This is a genomic window from Bacillota bacterium, from assembly GCA_013177945.1.
In the GTDB taxonomy this organism is placed as follows: domain Bacteria; phylum Bacillota; class DSM-12270; order Thermacetogeniales; family Thermacetogeniaceae; genus Ch130.
Genome location: JABLXW010000001.1, coordinates 217,217 through 236,699, shown reverse-complemented (window position 1 = coordinate 236,699; position 19,483 = coordinate 217,217). Strand labels below are relative to the sequence as shown.

Sequence of the window (19,483 nt, the reverse complement as noted above, 5' to 3'; positions counted from 1 at the left end):
AACCCTTCTTTTAAAATTTAGTGAAGGAGCGGATTTTGCCCTTGTTCCAGCAGGTCGCGTAAGGTTTGGCCCCCAAGGTATTCGTGTTCCAGCAGCATTTGGGCAATTTTCTTTAAAGTCTCGAGGTGAGCCTCAAGGATTTTTTCTGCCTCCTTTTTCTGTTGCTGGAGGATTTCTTGAATTGTTTGGTGGAAAACATCTTTGGGAAGAATTTCTTCCCAGACAATACCCAAAGGGGAAAGACCGGCGATAATAATTTGGCGTGCCACCTGAACGGCTTGCTGAAAATCGCTGGTTGAACCTGTGCTTTGGGAGTCCAGCAGAATATTTTCTGCAACAGCACCTGCCAGGTATACCTGGATTTGCTTTTCAAGGTAGTCTTTAGTATACAAGTAGAGATCATCTTCCGGTATTTGGCGCATGTATCCCAGTGCCCTGCCGCGCGTCGTAACTGTGAGATGAGATACAGATCCAGGCCGCAGGACTTCGCTGACGATGGCGTGCCCTGTTTCATGCACTGCAATCCGGTAAAGCTCCTCCCGGCTTGGCTTTCGATCGAGCTTTTCCCCCATCATAACCTTGTCGACTGCCTCTTTGAAGTGGCGTTGGTAAATACGCGGAGAATTTTCCCGGAGGGCGAGAATCGCCGCTTCATTGGCAACACTTTCCAGGTGGGCCCCCGAGAAGCCAAAACTTTCCTGGGCAATTTTTTCTAAGTCAACGTCATCTGCCAGGGGCTTGTTCCGGCAGTGCAGCTTCAAAATATGAAGACGGGCCGCCTTGTCCGGGAGATCAACGCGGACGATCCGGTCGAAGCGCCCCGGCCGGAGGAGTGCGGGATCCAGCATATCTTCCCTGTTGGTTGCCCCGATCACCAGGATTTTCACGCGGTCGTCATTTCGCAGACCGTCCATTTCAACCAGCAGTTGATTTAAAGTTTGATCATATTCAAGGTGGCCGGCGTGGGTTCCCCGCCGGTTTCCTAGAACCTCTATTTCATCAATAAAAAGAATCGCCCCGTTCTTTTTTTCTCGTAAAGCGCGCTCCTTTGCGGTCTTAAAAAGCTGTCTTACCCGCTGCGCACCGACACCGGCAAAAACTTCAATAAATTCGCTCCCTGACGTGGCTAGAAAAATTGAGTGGGTATAGGCAGCTGCCGCCTTTGCCAGGAGCGTTTTCCCCGTTCCCGGTGGTCCCGTTAAAAGGATACCCTTTAAAGGACGAATTCCCATTTCTGATATTCGGTTTGCGTGAAGGACGAAATCGAGGGCTTCCTTGAGTTCCTGTTTGGCCGGGGCTTGTCCCCCGATATCATCAAAGGTGAAATCCACCTGCTGGGCATACCCTGCATAGGAGGAGCCTCCGGCAAACCCCTTTCTCTCAATTAAAAGATAAAGAAAGATTCCCAGGCCTGCCAGCAGGAGCAACGGAAGGACATTATATCCCAGCATGATCAAGAAGATGAGGACGGCCAGGGATGTACCCAAACATACCTCCTTAATCATAGCAACCCTTCGACCTCCGGTTTCTTAAGCCCTTCATGACCGATCGCGAGTTGGGGCCAGCGGGGGATGATTTCGTAAAGGTAGCCCTCTTCATCTCGAAATTGCACGTAGACATTATAGGAATCTACAGAAATTTTATAGTTTACATTTTTATACCTAGCCTTTTGGCTTACAGTTTGATACATTTCCTGAAAGCTGCCGGTGCTGATCGCCTCTTGAATCGGAAACTGACAATCTTCAAACAGGGTTTGCAGTTTGGAAGTACGCCGATCCAGCAAAACAATTTGATATTCAGGGCCGAGCTGCTCTTTGACGGTTTTTTCCAGGCGCCTGTATATTACTTGAAGATCTTTGATCTGTGACGCGCGGATGTAAACGACAGGGGGTTTTTCTTGCTTTGCAATTTTAATTTCGTCAACTTTTACGATTTGTGAAACTTTCTGGTTGAGTCCCTGTTTTAAGATATACTTTTCATAGATATATTGTCCGCCTAAAAGCAGGCTGAGGGTGATGACCATCGCAGCGATTACAGTTGTCAGCCGGATCTGGTGTAACGGCATGGTTTTTCTCCCCTCCTACGACAAAAAATTATACCACAACTTTTTTCATAATCAGCTATGAAAGCACTGGAAAAAGCGGCTATTCCACTTCAATTCCTGCAAGATCGAAGGTATATGCCTGGGTGATTTTGACCTTTGCAAAATTCCCGGGAGACAAATTTTTTGCTTTAACAATAATTTTGGGGTCAACCTCCGGGGCCTCCCGGAAGCTGCGACCCAGGTAAACGCCGTTTCCTAAATCTTTTTCGATTAAAACCTTCAGTTCTCTTCCAACCAGTTTTCTGTTCTTTTTTCGTGAGATTTCCCGCTGGAGTTGCAGGAGAATCCGACACCGCCTCTTTTTTTCCCACCAGGATACGGTTTCGGGGAATCGAAAAGATCTGGCGCCTTCTTCGTGGTAATAGGGAAAAACTCCCAGGCGCTCGAATTCAGCTCTTTCGACAAAGCTTAAAAGTTCGCGGAAAGCGTGTTCGTTCTCCCCTGGAAACCCTATCATCAGAGTGGTTCTCAAAGTTAAATCAGGAAAGGCAGATCTTAAATAATCAACGAGCCGGAGATGTTCCTCAAGGCTCCCCTTTCTTTTCATTTTACGGAGTATCTCCTGATTTGCGTGCTGAAAGGGAACATCAAGGTAGCGGCAGATTTTTGTTTCGTATTTTATGACTTCAACAAGTTCAGGCGTTAAAGAGGTTGGATTGAGGTAGAGAATTCTGATCCACTCGAGTTGCGGTATTTGAGCGAGTTTTTTCAAAACAAGATTCAGAGAAGGGGATCCGAACAGATCTTTTCCGTACGAACCTGTATCTTGAGCCACCAGGATGATCTCTTTGACTCCATTCTCTGCTAATTGGCAGGCTTCCCGGTAAATGGCTTCCAGGGGTCTGCTTTTCAAAGGGCCCCTCAGGTGAGGAATGAGACAATAAGAACAGAAGTGAGAACATCCCTCCGCGATCTTAAGATAGGCTGTAGAAGGAGGTGTTGTTAAAAGTCGGGGGGAACCGGAATCTGGTTCCCGATGGGGAGAGGGGCAGTTTAACACCTTTTCCCCGGCCAGGGCTTTTTGAAGGGATCCAAGTAACACAGGGGCGGCATTAACGCCCAACCAGACATCAACTTCAGGGATCAATTCGGCCAGCTGGGGGCCGTAGCGCTGGGGTAAACACCCCATCACCACAAGACAGCGGCAGGCTCCCTTTTTTTTGAATTGGGAAGAGTAAGAAATTGCGTTGAGGGCTTCTTTCACGGCAGGTCTGATAAAGCTGCATGTATTAACAATTATTAATTCGGCGTCTTCGAGCGATGGGGTGATGGCATATCCGGAAGCGGCCAGAAGGCCAAGGATTGTTTCGCTCTCAACAAGATTTTTGGGGCAGCCGAGACTGATCATGCTGACAAGTTTCATGTATCGTTTGCCCTTCTCACTCCGATTTAACAAATTCTTTGACGACTACTTCACCGCGTTGGCCGAGAGGGGGAATCCCCTTCCCGTTGTAAAAAACTACAACCCCTCCGGCGTTTCCCAGTTTTAGCCAGATTGCCTCTTGAGCCTGAAATTTTTTGGTTTCTTCAGGGTTGAGGAAACCGGAAAACTCTTCTTTTCCGTCAACCTTTACCTGGATCCAGCATAGCTCTTTCCCCACCAGCTTTACTTCAACCCCCTCTCGCTTGACCGGAGGCGAGGGGGGCAACTGGTTCTTGTAGGGCGGAGGAGAAACTGGAGCAGGCGGTGCAGTCTTTTTGTTAGAAGCTAGCCCGAGGATCGCAAAGATCAGCAAAACTCCTGTAAAAGCCAGAATTACTCCGATAAAAAGGGCTTTATTTTTTAAAAGCGAGGCGAATTTTGAGAGTTTGTCAATTAATATATTTGGTTCCCTTGCACCTTGAACAGGTGGCGGAATGATTTCCTGGTTGCTCTTTTTCGTTCGGGATTTATATTGACTGATAATTTCGTCTGGATTCAGGTCAAGATAGCGGGCGTAGTTGCGAAGAAAACCTAAAAGGTAGACTTCGCCGGGGATCTCTTCAAAGTTTTCTGATTCCAGGGCAGCTAGATACTTGGCCCTAATTTTTGTTTCATTTTCGACATCAAGGAGGGAAAGTCCTCTTTTTTCCCGGTTTGTTCGCAAAAGTTCACCGATTTTCATGATGCCCTCCCCATAAATTTAATAAACTTTTTCAGGTACTTTTTAATTTCCCAGGCGGCCTTAACGGGATCCCGGCTGCACACCGAAATAGGGTAGCTTTCACTGGGACCGTCCGGAAAGTGGTAAAGGGGGTCATAATATTCCCGGAGTAAAAACCCTACTGCCGCCTCGTAATCCTGCTTGTTGAGCAGATTACAGAGAAATGCGGTTTTTCGTTTCCCCAAACGTACTTGAAGGTGAGAAACCGCGTTTTCGAGGTCGCAGTTGTCCTTTTGTGTGGCAAGGTATGTTGCAACCAACCTCTTTACCCTCTCCTCAAATCGATCGTAAAGAAGAATCCGTGTTCCCCTTTGCATCGCTTCGAAGAAAGGGGTTGGGAGATAGATATTCCCTATCCGCCGGCTTTCGCACTCGACAATAAGGTATTTTGACTCTTTGAGTCTTTCCAGTTCAAGGGCAAGCAATGCTTCAAAATCTTTTTGAGAGCGCATAGCGGTGAAACCGATATGGCCGAAAACCGAACCCCGGTGACCTGCGAGGTCTTCGAGATCAATTGCCGGTTCCTTCATTTCCTTTAAGAACTGGATAACTTCTGTTTTCCCGACTCCCGTAAGGCCCTCCAGGACGACAAATTTCTGTTTATATTGGTATTCTGCCAGGTATGAAATTACATGGCGGCGATAAGCTTTATAACCCCCCTTTAAATAGGAACACTGAAATCCTGCCAGTTTTAGAACAGAGGCGAGTGCCTGGCTCCTCAGTCCACCCCGCCAGCAGAACAAGACGAGTTCCCGGTTGCGGTAAGGCTGGAGCAACTCGGCTAAACGAACAAGTTTGGGAGAGGCGAGAGCCAACCCCCTCATCCGTGCCTTTTCAGGCCCTAACATCCGATATATGATCCCGATTTCACTCCGTTCCGCCTCATCAAACAAAGGAAGGTTGATTGCGCCTGGAATTGTACCTTCTGTATATTCGGTTTTAGTCCGGACATCTATCAAAACTGCATCAGGTTTCTTGAAAATCTCTTCGACAGTTACCATCTCGATCATTTGATTTCCCACACTTTACTTCAAACTGCTTTCATCAAATTCTAAAGAGCCGGGGGTTCTTTCCTTCTGGCTCCGTGAACGGCCTGGCTGCTGAGAGTCCTGAATGCCCATGGCCCGGCGTACTGCCAGCCGGATTTCATAGCCTGCTGCAAGCCCTCCGGCAATTCCTGCCGTAATGCTCAAAGGAGATCCCGAGGTATGAAGAGGTAAAACCGGAAAATACATCGTTTCCTTTTTGGTAACAAGAAGCAAACCCTGTTCTTCAAGAATAACGATAAGTGCCTGCAGACCCTGATTAATAATTCTCCGGCAGGAGGGGAAAAAAGCTTCAGGTTCAGTTCCCAGAGGGACCCCTTCCAGCTCTTGGATTTCTTGGTGGCGACAAACTAAAAAGAGCTGGGGACAGCTGAGGAGTTCCTTCTTCTGGAGCCAGTTAAGAGAGCAGCCTACAATGGAGGCTGCGATATTGTACTGTTTTATCTTGGTGATGAGGTATTCGATTTCCTGGAAGGGCAAAGTTCCATCAATTAGCAGCACCTTTGTTGTTCTCAAAAGCTCTTCTTTTGTGGAGAGGACTTTCTGGGTCAGGCTCCGGGCAATATCCATCTCCTCGACCTCGAGAAGAAGTTCCTCTCCCCTTTTTACTACGATGCGTTTTCCGCTGGAGAATGCAGGGTTTCTGATGATGTGCTGAACTTTAACCCCTTTCTGGAGGAGGTTGTTATAAATCTGATCTCCAATTTCATCACGTCCGAGAAAAGTGAGCAAGGTTGGCTCAACCCGGAACCTGGCCAGTTCTTGAGCGAGGAGATACCCAAACCCGCCGTATTCCATTACAACCTTTCCCGCAGGCGCTTCACCGGTGATCTCTCCGCGAATTTCGATCCAGGTTTTTCCGATAACGAGAACACCGCTCCGTTCGTTAAAAATATAACCCCTCCCCAAAATGTACCCTTTCCGCATCAGGTTGGAAATGTGGACGGCGGCAGCGGAACGCGAAATCTGCATTTTCGCGGCAAGCTCATCCTGGGAAATCATGGGGTCCTTTTTTAAATAAGCAAGAATTTGCTTTTCCCGCTCGGTTAGATGGCTCATTTTTTCCCCATTAACAATAGTTCAGTTCTCTGAATTATTGTTTAATTAATGATATCAAAATTTTTGTGAAAAAGACAAGAAGGAAAAGCTATTTTCCACCATAGTATTTATAAAATTGTTCCAGATTCATTAAAATGCCCCGGGGTTTTGACCCTTCAAAGGGCCCCACAATGCCTTTTTCCTCAAGAATATCCATAATTCTGGCAGCTCTGGAGTAACCGATCCGGAAACGTCGCTGAAGAAGAGAAACAGAGGCATGCCCCATTTCTATTACAAGCCTTGCCGCCTCCTTAAAAAGGGGATCACCGAAGTCGTCATCCTCCCGGTTTGCGGCCTCCGTCCATTCCGGAATCTCTGTGGGGTAAAAGGGTTTTCTCTGTTTTGAAACATGAGTGACGATTTCTTCAACTTCGTTATCGGTCACAAGCGCCCCCTGGATTCTGATGGGTTTAATTGCTCCCACGGGCAGGAAAAGCATATCTCCTTTCCCCAGCAGCTTTTCAGCACCATTCAAATCAAGGATGGTGCGGGAGTCCGTTTGAGAAGAAACGGCAAAGGCAATCCGGGAAGGAATATTTGCTTTAATCACACCGGTAATGACATCAACTGAGGGGCGCTGGGTTGCAACAACGAGGTGGATCCCAGCGGCGCGCGCCATTTGGGCCAAACGGCAAATGGCATCTTCCACTTCAACAGGGGAGATCATCATTAAATCTGCCAGCTCATCTATAACCACAACGATGTACGGTAAAGGAAGGTACTGCTTCTGCTCCTGGGCGCCGCAAAATTGGGAGTTGTACCGGTTGATATCACGAACTCCCAAGGAGGCGAATAGTTCGTAGCGGCTTTCCATTTCTCTCACAGTCCATTTTAAAGCGGCGGCTGCTCTTTTCGGCTCTGTAACAACTGGCGCAAGGAGGTGGGGAATTCCGTTGTACATGATCAATTCCACCATTTTAGGGTCTATCAGCAAAAACTTCACTTCGTCAGGGGTTGCTTTAAAGAGAATACTGCAAATAATGGTGTTTAAGCAGACGCTTTTTCCCGAGCCGGTGGCCCCTGCTATCAAAAGATGCGGCATCTTGACCAGATCTGCAACAAGCGGATTGCCGGCAATATCTTTTCCCAAAGCAATCGTAAGTTTGGAGGAGGCATTCTGAAACTCGTTGGTTTCGAGAATTTCCCGCAGGTAAACAGGGGTCACCTCTTTGTTTGGCACCTCGATTCCAAGCGCCGCTTTACCGGGGATCGGAGCTTCGATTCGAACATCGGGGGCTGCAAGGCTTAAAGCGATATCGTCGGCGAGCCGGATGATTTTGCTTACCTTTATTCCGGGTGCCGGTTGAATCTCATAGCGGGTAATTGCAGGCCCCCGGTGCACCTGGCTAACGCAGACCTTCACCCCAAAGCTTTCCAGGGTCTCTTCAAGTATCCGAACATTTTCGATGATTTCTTTATTGAGACGGCTGCTTTTAACTTTCAGAGGACGGGTTAACAAGGTCAGAGGAGGCAATTCATATTTTGGAAAACCAGGAGACTCTTGTTGTTTCTCTTCTGTGGGCTCGGGAAGGTTTTCCGGTTGCTCTTTGGCATCCGAAGGAGAATTATAATCGATAATAACAGGAAGCGATGGGTTCTCTTCCTCTTTTTCTTTTTCCTTTTCTTTTTCTTCAGGTTGAGTTTCTTCTTCAATAAAAAGGAAATTTAATGTTTTTGCTTTAATGATACCTCCTATTTTTAAGCACCCGCTTCCTAAATATTTAAGAATTTTCTTTGTAGAAATACCTGTGAGGAGGACGAGATCGATACCGCACAGGGCAATGACGAGGATATAAGCACCATGCCGGCCAAAAAGAAAAACAGCCATGATGCTGAAAGCGGCACCTAAAATGCCTCCGCCCTTCCCCTCAAGACCGGCTCTCCACAAATACTTGATGATTTCGTTTCTGGATAGAGGTTGAGCCGGAAAGAAAAGAAGGTGAAATCCTGTCATTGCGATCAAAAAGAAGAGCAAAACTCCCCAGGTACGGGGATTCATGGTCAATGGCCTGCGGTTCCAGCAAAGGTTGAATCCAAAGAAAGCGAGCACCCAGGGAACAACAAAAACTCCCTTCTCACCAGTTGTCAAAGCGAGTAGCTGCTTGAGGAAACTCCCGATGATACCCGTTTGGGTAAAGAGGCTGAGGAAAACAAAAAGGGCAAGGGCCAGAATTAAGATTCCTGCAATTTCATACTTTAATTTTTCATGTGCTAATTTTGCTTCTTGCTTAATTCTGGGAGCCACGGCCTTCCTCCTTGTATCCTTCCATTCTTCCCAAATTATAACACTTCTTGCCAACAAGGAAAATATTTTTGCTCGGGATCCTGCGAATTATTTGTGGGAGAGCGAACATAATAAAACTTAGAAATTTGCCTTGAGAAGGGAATGCCTATGGAGCTACGTGGTGAGCCGCGAGATCCCCGAATAACCCGTCAACCTCAGAGTCCTCCCCAGCCTGAAAAGCGTAAAATACAAGGGGTAAGGAAGATCGATGCCATTAAGGAATTCGGACAATTGAACATTCCCAATGTAAAAACCAATATCCACTGTGTCCCGATAGTAGGTCAGATTGAAGGGCACCTGGTGCTCCCCCCGCAGAACAAAACTACAAAGTACGAGCACATCATTCCCCAACTGGTGGCTGTAGAGCAAAACCCGGAAATAGAAGCACTTTTAATTGTTTTGAATACAGTGGGGGGAGATGTTGAAGCCGGACTGGCGATTGCAGAAATGATCGTGAGCATGTCCAAGCCGACGGTTTCTCTTATTTTAGGAGGAGGTCATTCAATCGGGGTTCCGGTAGCGGTAAGTGCTCGATATTCCTTTATTGCTGAAACTGCCACGATGACAATCCATCCAATAAGGTTGAGCGGCTTGGTAATTGGAGTTCCACAAACATATGAGTACCTGGATAAGATGCAGGACAGAGTGGTCCGATTTGTTGCCAGGCACTCGCGTATTACCGAGGAGAAATTCCGGGAGTTGATGTTCCGGACCGGGGAACTGGCGCGGGATATCGGAACGGTTCTTGTGGGGAGAGATGCGGTGGATGTAGGATTAATTGACAATGTGGGAGGGCTCGGTGATGCGATCAGAAAATTGCAGGAGATGATACAGGAAACAAAAAGAGGAAAAGGGGTGGCTCGGTGATCCTTTATACTCCTCTTCCTCTTGAGTTGATCTGGGCATCGGAGGGAAATGTTCCCTCGTACCAGGAAGTCGAATTTTCCGGAATAACCTTTGTAATTCAGCCTACAGGGCCAGGGATAGGAAAAATCGTCCAGATCAGGAGTTCTGACCCCAATGTTTACCTGAGGCCAGAATATCAGCCGGGGCGGGAGATATCCCTCTTTAGTCTGTATAAATGCCCTTTTTCATATTCCTGATGCTGCTTTTTAAACATTTTGTTATAATATGTGCAGCAACTTTTTTCAAGGAGGAAGGGCATTTGTTTTTAAAGGACGATATTCCCTGCGAATTTGACGGAATCTCGATAATTGACAGGAGCGGATCTGTGATCTGCCCTGTTTGTGGTGTGATTTGGTCTGTATCCAGCATTCACTTTTCATTCAGCGAGGAAGAAAAGGAAAGGTTCTGGAGCGGGAAAGGCTGTCCTGATTGCAGGATTTTATCAAGGTAGACTTCGACTTCACAGGGGCGTCGCTGCCCTTGTCAATTACACCTCCATGATAATGGGCAGGATCATTGGTCTGCGCCGGGTTCGCTCGTAGAGGAACTTCCCCACGATTTCCCGCATATAAGATTTTATTGCAGCCCATTCCGTGGTTTGCTCCTCCTCACACTGTTTGAGGATATGGCGGATCTTTTCTTTGGCCTCTTCAAGCAATTCTTCAGACTCGCGCACATATACAAACCCCCGTGAGACAATATCAGGACCGGCAATAACGGCTCCTGTTTCTTTATTAATTGTCACCACAATGATAAAAATTCCATCTTGAGAAAGTTGTTTCCGGTCCCGCAGGACGATGTTTCCCACGTCTCCGATTCCCAGTCCATCGACCAGGACCTTCCCTGCAGTTACTCTTCCGGCAACTGCTCCCTGTTCGGAGTTGAATTCCAGGACCTGTCCGTTTTCAGCAACAAAAATGTTCGCCGGCGGAATTCCCACTTCCCTGGCAAGCTGGGCATGTTTTATTAAATGCCGGTATTCGCCATGGATGGGAATGAAAAACTTGGGTCTGACAAGATTGATCATCAATTTTAACTCTTCCTGGCTTGCGTGGCCGGAAACATGGACCCCCGAGAAGGGTTCGTAAATGACATCCGCGCCCTGCCGGAACAGATGATCAATGGTCCGGTGGATTAATTTTTCATTGCCGGGAATCGGGCTTGACGAAATTATAACAGTGTCACCCGGGATGATTTCGATTCTCTTGTGATCGCACATTACCATTCTCGTCAAAGCGGACATGGGTTCACCCTGACTTCCCGTGGTTAAAATGACAACCTTGTGTTTCGGGAGGAGCTGAATTTCATCAAGGTCTACCAGGGTTCCCGGAGGAATTTCGAGGTACCCCAGTTCCCAAGCAATGTTGACAACGTTGATCATGCTTCTTCCGACGACAGCCACTTTTCGATTGTACTTATGAGCGGTTGTAATCGCCTGCTGAATGCGGTGAATATTAGACGCAAAGCAGGCAATGATAATGCGCTCTCGTGCATTACGAAAGGTTTTGTCGAAGGTTTCTCCTACAACCCGTTCGGACAAAGTGTAGCCGGGCCTTTCGGCATTTGTACTGTCCGATAAGAGGACGAGCACCCCCTCTCTTCCGAGTTCCGCAAATTTGTGGTAATCTGTAGTTTCATTATTAACCGGTGTCTGATCCAGCTTGAAGTCCCCCGTATGAACAATCGTCCCAAAGGGAGTTTTAATGCCCAGGGCAACGGCGTCGGCTATGCTGTGGCTGACCCTGATGAATTCAACATGAAAAGGGCCGAGTTCGACGGAATCTCCCGGGCGGATGCACCGGGTTTTAACCGGCTCTTCAAAATTGCTTTCTTTTAATTTTGCTTCAACTAAACCCAGTGTTAGCCTGGTTCCGTAAATTGGTACGTTAAGTTCTCTCAATATATACGGAAGGGCTCCAATGTGGTCCTCGTGGCCATGGGTTAGAAGAATTCCTCGAACGTACTCTCTGTTTTCGAGGAGATACGAGATGTCCGGAATCACCAGATCGATTCCAAGCATTTCATCTTCGGGAAACATGAGACCCCCGTCGACCACGATAATATTATTTCGAATCCGCAAGGCCATAATATTTTTTCCGATCTCGCCAAGTCCTCCCAGCGGAATGATCATTACGGAATTCCCATCTTTCATTTTTTCACCCCCTTGTACTATAGTTAGTTCTTAATGGTATTAGAGCTTTAATTAACTCAAAGTCATTGGCTTTTTCATAGCACGTCTTTTCCCTGTTTGGCTGCTTGAACAGATCGGACAACGAAAAAACCTACCTCGTAATTCTAAAGGTAGGTTTACCTCACCAGCACAACCGTTCCCTTCGCCTTTTATTATACTTCTTTGCAGTTCAAATTACAAGTGAATCTCGGTGGTTAGCTGCCCAGGCAAGGGTCGAACGCCGGATGGGCTAATACCGTTGAGCTGACCGGCTGGAGATAGAAGAAACTCTTGTGAGCAAAAAGGTCTGCCGCCTCCCGGTAAAAGGCCCCCCTCGAGCAGGAACTGGAATCGGATTTAGTTTTTTATCAGATCCAAATCCTTCATTACTTTCTCAATTGCCTCCACCTCTTGGCTTGTTGCTTCAACCAGGGGAAGCCGCGGGGGCCCTACGTTGATCCCGGCAAGCTTAACAGCTGCCTTAACAGGAACAGGGTTTGTTGTAATAAATAAAACTTTGAAAAGGGGGTAGAGTTTTAGATGAATCTCCTTTGCCTCCTCCACTTTTCCAGCAATAAAGTTCGTAACCATTTCTTTGATTAATTTTCCTGCGACGTGTGAGGCAACACTGATGACACCATGACCGCCAAGTGCCAGCATTGGCAGGGTAAGGGAGTCGTCTCCGCTGTAAATTATAAAGTCCTGGGGCGTTGTTCGCCTGATTTCTGCGACCTGATCAAGGCTCCCGCTTGCTTCTTTAACAGCAACGATGTTTTCGATTTCAGCGAGTTTTTTCACTGTTCCCGGCAAAAGGTTGACCGATGTTCGCCCGGGGACGTTGTATACGATTACAGGGAGGCTGGTTTCCTGAGCAACGGCCTTGAAATGCTGGTATAGACCCTCCTGACTTGGTTTGTTATAGTAAGGAGTTACAAGCATAACTCCATCAACTCCAACCTTTTCGGCAATTTTGGTTAATTCAATGGAATCCTTTGTGTTATTTGAGCCGGTGCCGGCGATTACTGTTGCTTGATCCCCTACGGCTTCCTTGACAACGGCGAAGAGCCTCTCTTTTTCTCCTTTGGTCAAAACAGGTGATTCGCCGGTAGTCCCTGAAACAACAATTCCGTCCGACCCGGTTTTCACTAAGTAACGCGCCAGGGTTGCAGCCTGTTCGTAAGCTACCTCACCGCTTTCTGTAAAAGGAGTAACCATTGCGGTTAAAACACGCCCGAAATCCTTCATCTCTGTCACCCCTCAAAAAATTTTTTAGAGTAGATTACGGTTGACGAGGATTTCTGCGATTTGAACAGCATTAGTTGCCGCGCCTTTGCGTAATTGATCGGCCGCGATCCACAAATTTAACGCTTGCTCGTGAGAAAAATCGTTTCTGATTCTTCCCACGAAAACCTCGTCACGGTGGGAAGTATAAAGCGGCATCGGATACTGTAGATTTGGCAGATCATCCTGAATAACAACGCCGGGGGCCCGTCCCAGGATTTCCCGAACTTCTTCAGGTGTAAGTTTCCTCTCGGTTTCAATATTTACCGATTCCGAGTGGCTCCTGATCACCGGCACACGCACCGTTGTTGCAGTAATTTTGATTTCTTGATCATGAAGGATTTTTTGGGTTTCCAGGAGAAGCTTCATTTCCTCGCGTGAATAGCCGTTTTCTCCGAAAGTATCTATGTGGGGGATGAGATTAAAGGCGATTTGATAAGGAAAAACTCGAGGGTTAACGGGTTCGCCTGCCAATACCTGCCTGGTTTGCAGAAGCAATTCTTCAATGGCTTCCCTTCCGGCACCTGAAACCGCCTGGTAGGTAGAGACAACCACCCTTTTAATGCGGGCTACGTCGTGAATCGGTTTGAGCGGTACAACCAGAATAATTGTAGAACAGTTAGGATTGGCAATTACACCCTGATGATTTTCGAGATCTTCGGGATTAACCTCGGGGACAACCAGGGGAACCCAGGGTTCGAGCCGAAAAGCACTGCTGTTATCTATCGCAACCGCTCCCCTTTTCACAGCTTCAGGGACGAGTTCTTTGCTGATGGGGCCCCCTGCAAAAAAGGCAATTTCAACTCCTGTAAAAGTTTCAGGTTTGGCTTGCAGAACTGTGAGTTCTTCAGACCCAAATTTAAGTTTTTTCCCCTCTGACCGGGGACTGGCCAGCAGCTTGAGATCGCTGATCGGGAAATCGCGCTCCTGGAGGACCTTAAGGATCTCCTGACCAACTGCTCCTGTAGCGCCAACCACAGCAACCCGATAGTTCTTTGCCATCCCGTTCCCTCCTGAAATTGTTTCTTTAATCATTTAGAGAGAAGGAGTGATGTCCTCCTGTCGCGCAAGAGTCTACAAGAATCTAATTGTTTTTATATTCTACTAAAACAGGCTGGATCTGTTTTCCTTCCAGAGCCAGACAAACGGTGTCGATAATTTTTTCCATGTGTGCCACAAGAGAGTTCGGTTTAGCGAACGGGTTATCCTGACCGAAAGGCACCATGTAAATGTTTTTTGCGTTGAGTAGAGTTGCAATATTTTTGGCATTAAGGCCGAGCCCATCATTTGTGGAAACCGCAATGACGACCGGGCGCTGATTGCGCAAATGGGCTTTAATTGCCATCAAGGCAGGGGTATCTGTAATTCCATTTGCCAGCTTAGCCAGGGTGTTTCCTGTACAGGGGGCAACAACCAGCACATCGAATGATTTTCCGGGCCCAATTGGTTCTGCCTCCGCAATTGTTTTGATAACAGCCTTTTTCGTTATTTCTTGAAGCCTGTTACACCAGTCAGAGGCTTTTCCAAAACGTGTATCTGTTGTACTTACAGAATAGGAAACAACAGGAAAAACATCTGCTCCTTCTGCCACAATTTTTTCGATTTCCCTGAGGATTTCTTGGATGGTACAGTGGGAACCCGTTACCACAAACCCCACACGCACTCCTTTGAGACGCATTCCAGGCACCTCCCTTAACCTATTCTCGATAGTTCACGGAGAATAAGTTGGGGAATAACCCGGGCAAGGATCTTGCCACTTGTTTTAGGCGCTACCTTACCGGGCAAGCCTGGCGCAAGGATTGCCTGGATGCCCAATTTTTTTGCGGCGGCGAAATCTGTTCCCCCCGGATGTGAAGCAAGATCGATGATAAGGGCGTCTTTTTGGAGCAAAGAAAGCATCTGCTCATCTAAGATCAGGGCAGGAACGGTATTAAAGATTATTTCTGCTTCAGAGATGACCTGGGGCAGTTCGGCAAATGAGACCGGGCGGTAACCCATTTCAAAAATGCGCGCCAGGTCAGCACGTCCTCTTGCGACCACCGTTGTCTGCGCTCCAATACCCTGCAGCATGCGCGCCAGGGTTTTGCCCAGACGCCCAAAGCCGAGAACGAACGATTTGCTATTGTGAATTGTAATTGGCAATTGCTCCATTGCAATTTGGAGCGCACCCTCGGCAGAAGGGATTGCATTTAAGATGGCAACTTCGTCCAAATCGGCGATTTCAATTAGCTTCCACCCGTATTCAATTGCCCGGTTGCGCAGAATTTCTCTTGCGGAGCCGATGATGACGAGGGTGCCGGCTGGGATAGTTTTTGCAATTTCAGAGGTGAAGGTAAGACTGCAGTTGCCGTCAAGTGTTTTAATTCTTCCTTCAGGATCCGTACCCTGTACAGGGAGAATCAGGACATGAGCATCCTTTAAGGCAGCTTCAAGGGTTCCATGAAGTTGGACCTGGCTCAATCCGGGACAGGGGAGGAATCCCACAGCGGTGACATCTGCACCCAAGCGGACAAGTTCCGGAATTAAAAAAAGTTGCCGCTGGTCTCCTCCAATGACTGCGATCTTAATACCCTTCAGATCCAAGCCCATCTTACTCCCCTCCTTCACTCACCTTTTGCTGGCGTTTACAGTATATGAGTTGGGAGGGGAGAAGGTGCCCATTAATGCTTCTCAACGGACGTGCTTTGAATAATTTAAAGCCCTAGTCCAGAATTTTTTCTAATCCGATTACCACTCCTTTCAACTGGCGGATTTTTCTAATTCCCAGGATGACTCCGGGCATAAAAGATTCCCGACTTAGAGAATCATGGCGTATGGTCAGCACCTGTCCCAGGGAACCAAAAATCACCTCCTGGTGAGCAACCAGACCGGGTAGACGGATGCTGTGGATTCTGATCCCCTTCCACTCTCCACCTCTAGCCCCCGGGACTTTCTCGTATTCATCCGGATGCCCCTGGCGAAAAGGTTCTCTTTCTGCTTCAATCATCTGGGCGGTTTTAAGCGCGGTGCCGGAAGGTGCATCGATTTTTTGATCGTGGTGAAGTTCGATGATCTCCACATGTTTGAAATAACGGGCTGCGCGGCGGGCAAAGTCCATCATGAGAACCGCGCCTAAGGCAAAATTCGGAGCAATCAAAACCCCCAGACCTGACTTTTCGGAAAGTTTCCGGAGTTCTTCGATCTCAACCTCATCCAAGCCTGTCGTGCCGATTACCGGGGAGACACCGTAGTTGAGAGCAGTGATGGCGTTTTTGATTACAGCTTGAGGGTTCGTAAAGTCAACCAGAACGTGGGCATGATTGTCTTCTAAAACTTTACGCAACTCTGCCTGAATTGCAATTCCATGGCCTGGCAGACCAACCATTTCTCCGATGTCGGTCCCAACTTCTCTCACATCTACGGCTCCCACGAGCTTTAAATCTTTTTCTTTAAGAACGGCTTTAATTACCTCTTGCCCCATTCTTCCGGCGGCTCCGGTAACAACTACCCGGATTTCCTCGCCCACCTTAACCCCATCCTTTCATCCTGAAGAAAAAATTCCCCTCACGTTGATCTTGCCTTATATTCTCGTACAAACGAAGCTTTCTGTCAATAATCGCGCCTCAAAACAAAAACCCGGGTTTTATTTCAAACCCGGGCTGGATTGTTTAATTTTTTTTCTATAAAGAGTATATGTTCGGTCGAGCTCTACTATAATTACTTCGCTTCCGATTTTTTTAACGGTCTCCCAGGGCACTACCAGGTCCTGGCGATCGATCCAGAAGTTAAAGAAATTCGTACGCTGCGGAAGGATAATCGATTCAATTTCTCCGCTTTCGGGATCAATTACAAGGTCGGAGTCTCCAATTGTACCCAAACGAGCGCCATCAAAAATATTGATTATTTCCTTGCCTCCGAGCTCACTGAGTCTCAATCGAAGTTCCCTCCCGCACCAGAGTCATTCCCTTCCATAATGTTATGTTTTAACAATCGGGATTATGCTAAAACTCCTTTGCCCAGGGAAGGGATATCCGCTCTACATCCAGATTGCCCAGTACAGTTGCGGTGAACCTGCCCGGATCCAGGAGTTCTTGTGCCAGTTCCTGGATCTCTGTCCGGTTTACACGGAATACTTTTTCCAGAATCTCTTCCGTTGTAATCAAGCGGTTGTAGATTAAATCAGATTTTCCCAAACGGTGCATTCTATGGATGACATTTTCTGAAGCCAGCAGGATGCTTCCTTTAATTTGTTCTTTGCTTCGGGTCAATTCTTCAGGAGAGATCCCGTCCTCAGCAATCCTCCTGATCTCCTGCCAGCTCAACTCCAGCACGTCGTCAAAATTATCCGGGCTTGTTGCAGCATAGATTACAAATAATCCGGTATCACGAAAAGCCGTATAATAGCTGTATATGGAATAGACAAGGGCGCGTTCTTCCCGGATTTTTTGAAACAGGCGGGAGCTTGCTCCCCCACCCAGGAGGCTGTTTAAAATTTGCAGGGCGTAAATCCGTTCATCTTTTTGAGAGAGGGCCGGCACCCCCATGCAAAGTTGTACCTGTTCCAGCGGTTTATAAAAGTGCTTAAAAACCGCACGGGGTTGAGGCGGAGTTGTGGAATATTCGACAGCCTCTCCGGGTGTTCCTTGAGCGAAAAGGGGTTCCAGGAGGGAGACGGCCCTTTCGTGCTTGATGTTACCGGCCAGGGCCAGCACCAGATTGGCAGGACGGTAGTACTTCTGATAAAAGGAAATTATTTTTTCCCGCGATAAAGCAGCGACCGAATCCCTCGTACCGATTACCGGACGGCCAAGGGGGTGCCCATCCCAGATCGTTTGTGCAAAAATGTCGTGAATGATTTCGTCAGGAGAGTCTTCGTACATCCGAATTTCTTCCTGAACCACCCTTTTTTCCCGCTCGATATCTTCAGGAGTAAAAAGGGAAGAAAAAAACATATCTGCCAAGACATCTATTGCAAGGGGCAGGTGTTCGTCTAAAACCCTGGCGTAATAACAGGTGTATTCTTTGCTTGTAAAAGCGTTGAGCTGGCCGCCTACAGATTCAATAGCCTCGGCAATTTCTTTTGCAGTCCGTTTTTGGGTGCCCTTAAAGAGAAGGTGTTCGATCAGGTGTGAGATTCCTGCCTCCGATGCATCTTCATAATGGGAACCTGTTCCAATCCAGACGCCAAAAGCAACGGAACGGACTCCCGGCATTTCCTCAGTTACAATCCGTATCCCGTTGCTCAAAACGGTTTTATTGTACATTTAAAACCTCCCTACCCGGCAGATATATTTTTATTCTCGTTCTGCATCTTTTGATTAAACTCCTTTTTTAAACCAGTTCTGCCGGGGTACTGCTGTTAGGGTCACCAGGTCTGTTTTAAAAAGGAGCCTCTCTTTCAGGAAAATTTCCAGTGTTCCTGCCTTCGTTCCAGCTTTAAAAGGTGCCTTTAAAAAGGGCTCGAGGCGGACTCTTCTCTCAAGAAAAGGTAGCTGTTCCGGGTTGACCGGAAATTCAAAATCGGCATCTGGACCGACTCCTACAGCAGAAAACTTTCCGTTCCAGACCGGCAATGCCAGGAGAGGCTCTCCTTTTGCAATTTTAAACCAGTGGCATTTTCTAAAACCGTAATTCAGGAGGTTTAAAGTATCAGCGTAGCGATCATGGCTGTGGAGGACAACGCTGATTAAGGTTCGGCCCTTATGTTCTGCTGCCGCGACCAGGCACTGGCCTGCCTCGCTTGTTGTCCCCGTCTTTACCCCGATGACTTGAAGATCGCGGTATTTGCTCCAGAGCAACCGGTTTGTATTACTTAGGAGAATTAAACTGCCTGTTTTCAGTTCGCGAATCGTTCCGGTTCGGGTTTTTACAATCTCCTGAAAATCTTTATTTTTCAAAGCATAACGAGTAATTAAGGCAAGATCGTAGGCTGTGGCATGGTGGCCGGGGCAAGGCAAGCCGTGGGGATTAAAAAACTGGCTCCGGCTGGCTCCGATTACTCTAGCCTTGTAATTCATTAAGCAGGCAAACAGCTCCCTGTTTCCCCCTATGTGTTCGGCGATTGCTGCCGCGGCGTCGTTGCCGGAACTGATTAAAGCACCTTTGATTATATCATTGAGGTAAAAAGAATCGCCTTCTCTTAAGGAGAGGCTTGCTCCTCCAGTGCGTGAGGCATTCCGGCTGACAGCAGCAATTTCTTTTTTCGAGCCCAGTTCCAGACCGAGCAGAGCGGTGAGGATTTTTGTGGTACTGGCAGGGGGGCGCTGCTGGGTTGCGTGATTGCTGTAAAGAACCTGGCCTGTTCGATAATCCATTAAAATGGCGGCATCTGCCGTAAGCTGGGGAGCACTGGCTGCTGCAGGAGAAACCGGTTTGATTAATAATGAGATAATAATTAAAATCTGGCACCAGACAAGTCGGGAATACCTGAGATCCTTTCCCAGCAAAAGGTTCCGCTCCTTCAACAAGGGC

General features: G+C 47.6%; 19 protein-coding genes. 3 read left to right on the top strand and 16 right to left on the bottom strand.

Translation table 11 applies throughout. The features are described from left to right. Positions 1-17 precede the first annotated feature (17 nt). The 7 genes from HPY58_01225 to HPY58_01195 all read right to left on the bottom strand — a co-directional run bounded on the left by HPY58_01225 (position 18) and on the right by HPY58_01195 (position 8,625). Positions 18-1,505, bottom strand: coding sequence for an AAA family ATPase (locus HPY58_01225; protein ID NPV28281.1), 1,488 nt, complete (start codon positions 1,503-1,505; stop codon positions 18-20). Beyond that, on the bottom strand, positions 1,502-2,065 hold the full coding sequence (locus HPY58_01220) for a hypothetical protein (protein ID NPV28280.1): 564 nt from the start codon (positions 2,063-2,065) through the stop codon (positions 1,502-1,504). Before HPY58_01220 ends, HPY58_01225 begins: the two co-directional genes overlap by 4 nt. Before the next feature lie 79 nt (positions 2,066-2,144). Beyond that, positions 2,145-3,467 carry a 30S ribosomal protein S12 methylthiotransferase RimO gene (gene rimO / locus HPY58_01215; protein ID NPV28279.1) on the bottom strand — a complete coding sequence of 441 codons (1,323 nt, stop codon included), beginning with the start codon at positions 3,465-3,467 and terminating at the stop codon, positions 2,145-2,147. A 16-nt stretch (positions 3,468-3,483) separates the two neighbouring features. Further along, positions 3,484-4,209: a helix-turn-helix domain-containing protein gene (locus HPY58_01210; protein NPV28278.1), complete on the bottom strand. Its 726-nt coding sequence runs from the start codon at positions 4,207-4,209 to the stop codon at positions 3,484-3,486. Next, positions 4,206-5,258: a tRNA 2-selenouridine(34) synthase MnmH gene (gene mnmH / locus HPY58_01205; GenBank protein ID NPV28277.1), complete on the bottom strand. Its 1,053-nt coding sequence runs from the start codon at positions 5,256-5,258 to the stop codon at positions 4,206-4,208. The genes HPY58_01210 and mnmH overlap by 4 nt, the downstream gene beginning before the upstream one ends. Before the next feature lie 15 nt (positions 5,259-5,273). After that, positions 5,274-6,353: a winged helix-turn-helix transcriptional regulator gene (locus HPY58_01200; protein ID NPV28276.1), complete on the bottom strand. Its 1,080-nt coding sequence runs from the start codon at positions 6,351-6,353 to the stop codon at positions 5,274-5,276. Positions 6,354-6,441: 88 nt separating this feature from the next. Continuing rightward, on the bottom strand, positions 6,442-8,625 hold the full coding sequence (locus HPY58_01195; protein NPV28275.1) for a DNA translocase FtsK: 2,184 nt from the start codon (positions 8,623-8,625) through the stop codon (positions 6,442-6,444). A 159-nt stretch (positions 8,626-8,784) separates the two neighbouring features. Between HPY58_01195 and HPY58_01190 the strand changes: the two genes are divergently transcribed. Genes HPY58_01190 through HPY58_01180 form a run of 3 tightly spaced genes read left to right on the top strand, consistent with a single transcriptional unit; the run spans position 8,785 to position 10,033 of the window. Then, the gene (locus tag HPY58_01190; protein NPV28274.1) at positions 8,785-9,543 is read left to right on the top strand and encodes a translocation-enhancing protein TepA; all 759 of its coding nucleotides are present in this window, start codon (positions 8,785-8,787) and stop codon (positions 9,541-9,543) included. Further along, positions 9,540-9,779, top strand: a complete 240-nt coding sequence (locus HPY58_01185; GenBank protein ID NPV28273.1) for a hypothetical protein — start codon at positions 9,540-9,542, stop codon at positions 9,777-9,779. Before HPY58_01190 ends, HPY58_01185 begins: the two co-directional genes overlap by 4 nt. Continuing rightward, positions 9,758-10,033 carry a hypothetical protein gene (locus HPY58_01180; protein NPV28272.1) on the top strand — a complete coding sequence of 92 codons (276 nt, stop codon included), beginning with the start codon at positions 9,758-9,760 and terminating at the stop codon, positions 10,031-10,033. Before HPY58_01185 ends, HPY58_01180 begins: the two co-directional genes overlap by 22 nt. Positions 10,034-10,069: 36 nt before the next feature. Here the strand turns inward: HPY58_01180 and HPY58_01175 are convergent, their stop codons facing one another. From HPY58_01175 to HPY58_01135, 9 genes are all read right to left on the bottom strand, one after another. Next, complete coding sequence (locus HPY58_01175) at positions 10,070-11,734, bottom strand: ribonuclease J (protein NPV28271.1); 1,665 nt, start codon at positions 11,732-11,734, stop codon at positions 10,070-10,072. 375 nt (positions 11,735-12,109) lie between these two features. Beyond that, positions 12,110-12,997 carry a 4-hydroxy-tetrahydrodipicolinate synthase gene (dapA, locus tag HPY58_01170; protein NPV28270.1) on the bottom strand — a complete coding sequence of 296 codons (888 nt, stop codon included), beginning with the start codon at positions 12,995-12,997 and terminating at the stop codon, positions 12,110-12,112. Between the two features lie 24 nt (positions 12,998-13,021). Continuing rightward, entirely contained in the window at positions 13,022-14,035 is a 1,014-nt protein-coding gene (locus tag HPY58_01165) for an aspartate-semialdehyde dehydrogenase (GenBank protein ID NPV28269.1), read from the bottom strand. Between the two features lie 82 nt (positions 14,036-14,117). Beyond that, complete coding sequence (locus tag HPY58_01160; GenBank protein ID NPV28268.1) at positions 14,118-14,711, bottom strand: dipicolinate synthase subunit B; 594 nt, start codon at positions 14,709-14,711, stop codon at positions 14,118-14,120. Positions 14,712-14,725: 14 nt separating this feature from the next. Further along, positions 14,726-15,622 (bottom strand): dipicolinate synthase subunit DpsA, encoded by an 897-nt coding sequence (gene dpsA, locus HPY58_01155; GenBank protein NPV28267.1) that lies wholly within the window; start codon positions 15,620-15,622, stop codon positions 14,726-14,728. A 112-nt stretch (positions 15,623-15,734) separates the two neighbouring features. Further along, positions 15,735-16,538: a 4-hydroxy-tetrahydrodipicolinate reductase gene (locus HPY58_01150; GenBank protein ID NPV28266.1), complete on the bottom strand. Its 804-nt coding sequence runs from the start codon at positions 16,536-16,538 to the stop codon at positions 15,735-15,737. Positions 16,539-16,655: 117 nt separating this feature from the next. Beyond that, positions 16,656-16,946 (bottom strand): YlmC/YmxH family sporulation protein, encoded by a 291-nt coding sequence (locus HPY58_01145; protein ID NPV28265.1) that lies wholly within the window; start codon positions 16,944-16,946, stop codon positions 16,656-16,658. A 67-nt stretch (positions 16,947-17,013) separates the two neighbouring features. Then, entirely contained in the window at positions 17,014-18,276 is a 1,263-nt protein-coding gene (locus HPY58_01140) for an insulinase family protein (GenBank protein ID NPV28264.1), read from the bottom strand. A gap of 54 nt (positions 18,277-18,330) precedes the next feature. Then, positions 18,331-19,476 carry a D-alanyl-D-alanine carboxypeptidase gene (locus tag HPY58_01135; protein NPV28263.1) on the bottom strand — a complete coding sequence of 382 codons (1,146 nt, stop codon included), beginning with the start codon at positions 19,474-19,476 and terminating at the stop codon, positions 18,331-18,333. Between the last annotated feature and the right edge of the window lie 7 nt (positions 19,477-19,483).